The 1,341-nt window shown below is 55.6% G+C and carries 1 protein-coding gene; it reads right to left on the reverse strand.

Going from position 1 to position 1,341, the window contains the following annotated elements:
- Window positions 1–145: 145 nt before the first annotated feature.
- On the reverse strand, window positions 146–1,341 hold a 1,196-nt coding region (locus AB1772_13470; protein MEW5797349.1), incomplete at its 5' end, for a hypothetical protein.

Here is a 1,341-nt window from a genome sequence, read left to right on the forward strand (position 1 = left end):
CCATCCAGAAATGGCCAATTTGCCCGATCTCTGCGTTGCGCGAAAAATTTAATCCTCGGAATATCAACCATATGCCTGCGGTTAAATTTTTCGCGCGCCTTGACCGCGACCGAATTTGCCTGTTTCTGGATGCACACTACCTCGTTTATTGCATCGAGACCGTCACCACAAAACCATCGTCGTTGGGCCCGCGATAGCAGACCGCGAACATCCCGCCACCCAGTGATACGATCGAAGGTTCGTTCCCATCGGTGGCTGCAAATTCAAGGGAATCGAGAACCGCATTGCCGATTTGGCCTGTTTCATCGATTTGCACCGAAGCCAAAAAGCCGTCGTTGCTTTGACCTCGGTAGGCAATCAAAAAGACACCGCCGCCGACATTTGAGATCACCGGTTCATTGCATTGCACAGGGTCGAATTCCAGCACATCGATGGTCGTATTGGAGATGGTGCCGTCCGGGGCGATCTGCAGCGTGCGTATAAATCCGTCGTCGCCGGGGCCGCGATAGGCGACCGCGTAGATATCGCCGCTCACATGAACGATATCAGGATCATAGCAAAGGCTTGGATCGAATTCCAGGTTGTCCAGGACCGCGTCATTGATCTGGCCGCTGCTGTCGATGGCCACGGTGCTCACATATCCATCGGAAATCATTCCAGCCCCGGCGTATGCCACGGCGTAGATATCGCCCGCGATATGGATCAGATCGGCCTCGTAAGCTTGACTGCTGTTGAATTCGATCGTATCGACGACCGAATTGGCGATCTGGCCGTCGGCGGCGATCTGGACGGTCGTGATGAACCCGTCGTTATCCGGGCCGGTGTAGGCGATCGCGAAGAGATTGGGGCCGATCGCCAGAATATCGGGTTCGTAGCAGTAGCCGGTTTCGAATTCCAGCGTATCAAGAGGTGCATTGCCGATCTGGCCGTCGGCGCCGATCTGGACAGTGGCCACATAGCCATCGTTGCCGGGTCCCGTATAGGCGATGGCAAAGATGTTGCCGTCCACCTGTGTGATATCCGGGTCATCCCCATTGCTGAAATCGAATTCCAAGGTGTCGATCACGGCATTGGCGATCTGTCCGCTGGCGTCGATCTGCACGGTGGCCAGATAGCCGTCACCGTTTGGACCTGTATATGCAATGGCATAGATATTGTTGCCGACCGGGATAATATCCGGATTCGCGCCATTGCCGGTGTCGAATTCCAGCAGGTCGACAACCCCGCCGATGGTTCCTGGCGCACCTCCGCCGGAAGCCGTGACCTGGACTTGAAAGATCAAGTTGGCGGTATTGCTTGAACAGGTCGCGTCAGTGGCCGTGAGGGTAAACGTGTAGGTTC

It is taken from the genome of Candidatus Zixiibacteriota bacterium (assembly GCA_040752815.1).
Lineage (GTDB): Bacteria > Zixibacteria > MSB-5A5 > GN15 > FEB-12 > JAGGTI01.